The sequence below is a fragment of the Peribacillus sp. NPDC058002 genome (assembly GCF_042886655.1).
Taxonomy (GTDB): domain Bacteria; phylum Bacillota; class Bacilli; order Bacillales; family DSM-1321; genus Peribacillus; species Peribacillus aracenensis.
In genome coordinates this window covers 1-7,041 of record NZ_JBHVQU010000188.1, presented here as the reverse complement: position 1 = coordinate 7,041, position 7,041 = coordinate 1, and the positions used below count along the sequence as shown (strand labels likewise).

Below are 7,041 nucleotides of genomic sequence, written 5' to 3'. Positions count from 1 at the left end.
AAACAATTGTTTTTGTTACCCATGATATGGATGAGGCCATTAAACTAGCCGACAGGATCGTCATCTTAAAAGCTGGTGAAATCGTCCAAGTGGGAACACCGGATGAAATCCTCAGAAACCCTGCCAATGAGTTTGTGGAAGAATTCATCGGCAAAGATCGCCTGCTTCAAACAAGACCGAATGTTGAGTTGGTTGAACAGATCATGAGTCGAAACCCAATATCCATTACAGAGGAAAAATCGCTTACAGATGCAATTACGATCATGCGCGAGAAACGGGTAGATTCTTTACTTGTGGTCGATGAGCAAAATGTGTTGAAAGGGTTCGTGGATGTTGAAACGATCAGTGAATATCGTAAAAAGGCTAAATATATCAGTGAAGTAATCAATACTGAAGTCTATTCAGTGAAACAGGATACTTTAATCCGCGATTCCGTTCAGAAGATTTTAAAACGAGGATTCAAATACGTGCCGGTAGTTGACCACAATAAACATTTGGTCGGGATCGTCACCAGGGCTACATTGGTGGACATCGTATATGACAGTATCTGGGGAGAAGAAGAAAATCTAATGGAAGAAATGGCAGAAATGATTTAGGAGGTGAATGAGATGGTAACTTTGCTCGATTTTTTACAAACGAACTGGCAAGAATTGGTTTACAAGGCATGGGAGCACTTATATGTATCCTTGATCGCTGTTTTCCTTGGAATAATAATTGCCGTACCACTAGGGATCATGTTGACGCGAATGAAAAGGACCTCTTCGATAATAATCGGAATGGCAAACATTATGCAGACATTGCCGAGCTTAGCGGTTCTAGCCTTTTTCATTCCTTTCCTCGGGGTTGGGAAAACACCCGCAATCATTGCGTTATTTTTCTATTCCGTTTTACCCATTCTCAGAAATACATACACAGGCATTAAAGGCGTAAATGAAAATCTTCTGGAATCCGGACGCGGAATCGGGATGACAAGCTGGGAGAGAATTCGTCTGGTTGAATTCCCGCTTGCACTTTCCGTCATTATGGCTGGCATCCGGACGGCTTCCGTCTATTTAATTGGATGGGCCACCTTAGCTTCCTTTATTGGAGGCGGGGGACTTGGAGATTACATTTTTATCGGTTTGAATTTATACCAAACAGAATATATCATCGCAGGTGCAGTTCCGGTAATCATCATGGCTATCCTGGTGGATTATGTATTCTCGATCATTGAACGAAAAGTCGTACCAAAAGGTTTGAAAGGTATGAAGGAAGCTGCTTGAGGAGGATTACCATGTATAAAAAAATGAGACGTACAATTTTCATGACCCTTTTAGTTTGTTCATTAGTGATCACCGGCTGCTCCTTGCCTGGTTTAGGGTCATCTTCTGAAACTACTGTAAAGATCGGTGCCCAAAGCATGACCGAATCCGAGATCTTGGCGAACATGATCGCTCAACTCCTTGAAAGGAATACGGAAGTTGATACGAAAATCATTAAAAATCTAGGTTCCAATTTCGTTCAGCAAAAGGCGATGGAAACCGGTGACATAGACATAGCCGCAACTCGATATACAGGGACTGATTTAACGAGTGTGCTGGGACAGGACATTGAAAAGGATCCAGTAAAGGCGATGGAAATCGTTCAAAGGGAATTCAAAAAACAATATGGGTTCAAATTTTTTGATTCTTACGGATTCGATAACACTTATGCCTTTACGATTTCAAATGAATTGGCAGAGGAAAAGGGGTATCAGAAAATATCGGATCTGGAAAAGGATGCAGATAATTTAAGGTTAGGTGTAGACAGTGCTTGGCTGAAAAGAAAAGGCGATGGTTATAAAGGGTTCGTCGATACATATGGATTGGAATTTGGGGAAACTTATCCGATGCAGATTGGCTTGGTATACGATGCAGTCAAAAATGGTCAGATGGATATTGTCCTTGCATACTCCTCAGATGGAAGGATTAAGGTTAATGATTTGAAGCTTTTGGAAGATGATAAACAATATTTCCCTCCATATGACTGTTCGCCGGTCGTTACCGAAGAATTATTGGAACGATATCCTGAAATTGAAGAAGAGCTTAACAAGTTAATTGGTGAAATCACTACTGAAACCATGCAGGAACTGAACTATGAAGTGGATGGGAACTTGAAGGAACCATCGGTCGTAGCATCGGAATTCCTTAAAGCACATAAATACTTTGAATAAATGGGAGGTGCACACTAATGGAAACCTTGCAACAGCTGGGAACTTATTATTCCCAAAATTGGATGTATGTACTTACTGAATTTTATCGCCACTTTTTAATGTCCGCCTATGGAGTTTTATTTGCAGCAATCGTAGCCATCCCGATAGGCATTTTCATCGCGAAACATAAGAAATTGAGCAATTGGGTATTTTCAATAACGAATGTCATACAAACCACGCCAGCATTGGCTATGCTCGCTCTCCTGATGCTAGTAATGGGGTTAGGAACAAATACGGTTATCTTATCATTGTTTTTATATTCCTTACTGCCAATCTTGAGAAACACTTATGTCGGAATTACAAGTATCGATCATGCTTATATAGAATCTGGCAAGGCAATGGGGATGACGAAGCTCCAGTTACTAAGATTGGTCGAACTGCCATTATCTCTGTCTGTCATCATGGCTGGCTTACGCACAGCGCTTGTCGTTGCAATTGGAGTAACCGCGGTCGGTACATTCGTAGGCGCAGGCGGACTGGGGGATATCATTGTCAGGGGAACGAATGCTTCAAATGGAACGGCAATCATACTTGCAGGAGCAATTCCGACGGCATTGATGGCCATTCTCTCAGATCTGATACTAGGATGGCTGGAACGAATTCTTTCACCGATAAAAAAGAAAAAAACGCATACTGCCTAAATCAAAAGAGCCATTGCATGTTAATGCAATGGCTCTTTCTTGGCCAGAAATGACAATTACCGATTGGAAGTCAGAAGCTCAGACTGGCAGACTTAGTTTTTTATTTCAGAAAAAGGGTAACTATAAGGGTAGTCGTAAAAAAATATAAGGGGAATCAATCATGAAACTTACACCAGAGCAACGTATTGAACTTCATGGCTTTAATAATCTTACGAAATCTTTAAGCTTTAATATGTATGATATATGTTATACAAAAACGAGGGAAGAGAGAGAGGCCTACCTGGATTATATCGATGAACAATATAATGCAGAGCGGCTTTCGAAGATCTTGCACAATGTTTCTGATTTAATAGGGGCACATGTTTTAAATACGGCCAAACAGGATTATGTCCCTCAAGGAGCAAGTGTAACAATACTTGTTTCAGAAGGTCCTGTCGTAGAAGTACCTACAGGAACTTATGAAGAATCACCAGGGCCTTTACCTGATAATGTGGTCATGCAACTGGATAAAAGCCATATTACCGTACATACATATCCTGAATTCCATCCAAATGAAGGCATTAGCACATTCAGGGCCGATATCGATGTCTCTACTTGTGGGGAAATATCACCTCTTAAAGCCCTTAATTATCTCATTCATTCCTTCGATACCGACATTATCACGATCGATTACCGAGTAAGAGGCTTTACGAGAGATAAAGATGGGCGGAAATTGTTCATTGATCACGATATTAATTCCATTCAAAACTATATTCCTGATGAAGTGAAGGGTTTATATGACATGATTGATGTGAATGTATACCAGGAAAATATATTCCATACAAAATGTAAGCTGAAAAGATTCGATATTAATAATTACCTATTCGGCTATACAGAGGAAAAACTGAATGCAAAAGATAGGCAAGAAATTATAGAAAGGCTTCGAACGGAGATGGATGAAATTTTTTACGGTGCCAATATTCCGCATCCAATGGAAAAAAACAAGCATGCCGATTAAGGGATGCTTGTTTTAATCGAAAACTTAATTTAAATGGAAAACCTGAACTAATACATACCCGAGACAAGTCAATAATATAGAGCCGATCAGTCCAGCTATAAAAGGTTTACCGCCATATTTCCTAAAGGTTACGAGGTCAATATTCAATCCTAGTCCTGCCATGGCCATAGCCATGAGGATATAGGAAAGCATAACAAGTTTATCGGCTATGGTTTCAGGAACTGCACCTGTAGAATAAAGGGCACTCATTAACAAAAATCCAAAAATAAACCAAGGTATTTGAATGGACTTCCAGGAAAATCTCTTTCCGTTTTCTATTGATCGATTTTTCCAATTCATGATGAATCCGATTAAAATGGCAACGGGAATGAGCAGGGCCACCCTTGTCAATTTGACCACGACTGCCAAGTCGACTGCCTCATTTCCCCCTGGTGCCGCTGCAGCGATGACATGAGCGATTTCATGGAGTGTCGCACCCGAGAATATACCATATCCTTGATCGGATAACTCCAATAATGGATATAGGATTGTATAACCGAAAGTGAAGGTTGTACCTAAAACAGCAACCGTCGCCACGGCTATTGCTGTATCTTTTTCTTTTGCTTTTATTTGGGAGGAAATTGCCAAGATGGCTGCAGCGCCACAAATTCCCGTTCCGCAAGCTGTCAATATGCCTAGCTTTTTCTCCACTTTAAAAAGACGGGTCAATCCATAAACTACCAATATAGCAAATCCAAGACAAATGGCACCCACTGCAAATGTTTTCGGACCGGCATTAAATATATCCTTTAGGTTCAGGCGCATTCCCAATAAGATAATGCCCATTCTCAAAAGGACTTTACTTGAATAATTTGTCCCTGCAACGGTGTAAGCTGGGACTCCAATGATCGCTTTCCATACAACACCAATCAGTATCGCAATGACTAACTGTCCCATTATATGAAGGAATGGAAGCTCCGCTAAGTATTTTGCAGCAATGGCGATTAGCAAAGTCAATGCTATTCCTTTTGTAAATCCAAGTTTTTGGGTTTCGACGTTTGTTTGTTCCAGTGTGATCACTCCATCTTTGTTGATGCCTTAACTTTAAATCTAAATTAAAAATAAGTGAAATATATTTTTGCTATTTCAAAGATTACTTTTACTTATGATAAAATGAAACACATAAATAAATAAGGGAGGCAGCCATGGATCCGTTAAAAGTATTCGTCACCGTAATCGAACAGAAAAACTTTTCAAGAGCAGGGGACATTCTGAACTTGTCGCAGCCGGGAGTCAGTCTTCACATAAGAAATCTGGAAAATGAGTTAGGGACGAAATTAATTTATCGTTCTCCCAAACAAGTACAAATAACAGAGCCGGGAAAAATTTTGTATAGACATGCTAAGCAAATGCTTGATCATTATGAGACAGCAATAAGAGAAATAAATGAATTTAATAACGTGGTTAGCGGAACGATGAAAATAGGTGCAAGCTATACGATAGGGGAATACTACCTGACAAAAGATTTAGCGGAATTTGCGGCTCTATATCCGATGGTGGACATACAAATCATCATCTCGAATTCAAATGAAGTCATACAAGGAATACGTTCGAATAAGCTTGATATAGGCTTGATTGAAGGTGAAACGAATTATAAGGATATTGATGTCAGACCATTCATGAATGACGAGATGATTGTCGTCGTCCCCCCGGTTCATCCACTTTCACAAATGGATCTCATCGAGGGCACATTGCTCCAAAACCAAACATGGGTGCTCAGGGAGCAAGGATCGGGAACCCGTACATATTCCGATAAACTTCTGAGTAGCCTGGAGTTAAATATAAAGAAAACGTTTATTTTCACCAGTATCCAAGGAGTGAAGGAAGCGGTGATGGCTGGGCTTGGCATTGCCCTGTTATCTCGATTGACTGTACAAAAAGAACTGAAGTCCAATGAATTGAAAACCTTTCATTTGAAAAATGAGCCCATTATAAGACCTTTTTCAATCGTGAAAAAGTTAGACCTCGAAGCCTCAAAAGCCATGGAGCTGTTTTTAAGGAAGGTCGAAGAATTTGCGATAAAGGGGCCGTCCTAAATAAATCACCTTAACTTTTGCTCATCCTTTCATTTTCAATGAAGAGGTTGGGCATTTTTAACGACGAAATATTTTTAATTTTAATGAAAACGTCGAAAGTATTTTGGAATATGTCAATAATTATACGAATTTTACGTATTTTCACACAATTACAATCATATAAATTAAATAGATAGTCTCCAGGAATTTCTAAGTCCCTGTAGACTTTTCCTGATATTAATAATCTTAAAAGGAGAAACCACATTGGCTATAGAGGAGCAGAAAGATAAGCGGATTTCTGTTTTCGACAGGATTATAGGATTCATGCCAAAATTTTATGTGATTGGGACAATTTTAATTTTTGTTTATACGCTCGTTGCAATGGCTCAATTAGGTATCCAAACTTTGAAAAAGCCAGAGGAAGCTGTTGGCCCTGCTACAAATCCCCCAATATCTCAGGGCTTTGAACATACATTGATATCGTTAATCATCGAACCGATCGTTACTTCTGAATTTTATCAAATCATCTTTAACACGTTATTTCTTTACCTTGTTTGGATATTGCTTTTCCTATTAGCACCGATTGCTTTTTACCGTTTAAAACATTTTAAATTTTTTAATATCGAAATTGAAATTGAAAAACAAGATGCAGCCGTTTATGAAGTATTCAGCATAAGCAGTTCAAAAATGAAATTTGCTGCGTATTTAACATCCGAGGAATATCAATTGGAGATATCAGAGGAAATTGCAAACAGCAAGGACTTTAAAACTCCCTTAATCTATACATTGGACTGTGCCGTAGATTTTTATTCCAATCAATTAGGACTTTCATTTACCTACGATATCTATACACTGAACCAGTTCAAAAAAGCAAAGCTGCCTAAATCCATCAAAGCGATGCTTGATAAATCCATTCAAACCGGCGATCCATGCATTTCGAATAAAAGCAATAGTGATAGTGAATATTACAAGAACTTTCTTATCCATTATTTCGAAAACATGGAAGGGAAATTTGTCACTGTTTTAAATAGTTACCAAACTGAATTCGATACATTCGATAAATCACTGCTTAAGATCCTGCAAAACGTTATATACGACTACTATTCACAGTATCACTAC

The 7,041-nt window shown here is 39.0% G+C and carries 8 protein-coding genes; 7 read left to right on the top strand and 1 reads right to left on the bottom strand.

Translation table 11 applies throughout. From position 1 onward, the window contains the following. From ACFVSH_RS21045 to speD, 5 genes are all read left to right on the top strand, one after another. The coding region (locus ACFVSH_RS21045; RefSeq protein WP_387707654.1) for a CBS domain-containing protein at positions 1-596 on the top strand (596 nt) is incomplete at its 5' end. A gap of 12 nt (positions 597-608) precedes the next feature. Then, positions 609-1,262, top strand: a complete 654-nt coding sequence (locus tag ACFVSH_RS21040; protein ID WP_387707652.1) for an ABC transporter permease — start codon at positions 609-611, stop codon at positions 1,260-1,262. Between the two features lie 11 nt (positions 1,263-1,273). Then, positions 1,274-2,191, top strand: a complete 918-nt coding sequence (locus ACFVSH_RS21035) for an osmoprotectant ABC transporter substrate-binding protein (RefSeq protein WP_387707650.1) — start codon at positions 1,274-1,276, stop codon at positions 2,189-2,191. A gap of 17 nt (positions 2,192-2,208) precedes the next feature. Further along, the gene (locus tag ACFVSH_RS21030) at positions 2,209-2,871 is read left to right on the top strand and encodes an ABC transporter permease (RefSeq protein WP_387707648.1); all 663 of its coding nucleotides are present in this window, start codon (positions 2,209-2,211) and stop codon (positions 2,869-2,871) included. Positions 2,872-3,031: 160 nt separating this feature from the next. Beyond that, complete coding sequence (gene speD / locus ACFVSH_RS21025; protein WP_387598776.1) at positions 3,032-3,868, top strand: adenosylmethionine decarboxylase; 837 nt, start codon at positions 3,032-3,034, stop codon at positions 3,866-3,868. A 24-nt stretch (positions 3,869-3,892) separates the two neighbouring features. Here speD and ACFVSH_RS21020 read toward each other — a convergent pair whose 3' ends face one another. Further along, positions 3,893-4,918, bottom strand: coding sequence for a YeiH family protein (locus ACFVSH_RS21020; RefSeq protein ID WP_387707656.1), 1,026 nt, complete (start codon positions 4,916-4,918; stop codon positions 3,893-3,895). 134 nt (positions 4,919-5,052) lie between these two features. Here ACFVSH_RS21020 and ACFVSH_RS21015 point away from each other — a divergent pair, with 134 nt between their 5' ends. Beyond that, positions 5,053-5,943 carry a LysR substrate-binding domain-containing protein gene (locus ACFVSH_RS21015; protein ID WP_387707646.1) on the top strand — a complete coding sequence of 297 codons (891 nt, stop codon included), beginning with the start codon at positions 5,053-5,055 and terminating at the stop codon, positions 5,941-5,943. A 243-nt stretch (positions 5,944-6,186) separates the two neighbouring features. Continuing rightward, a partial coding sequence (locus tag ACFVSH_RS21010) for a hypothetical protein (protein ID WP_387707644.1) occupies positions 6,187-7,041 on the top strand: 855 nt, incomplete at its 3' end.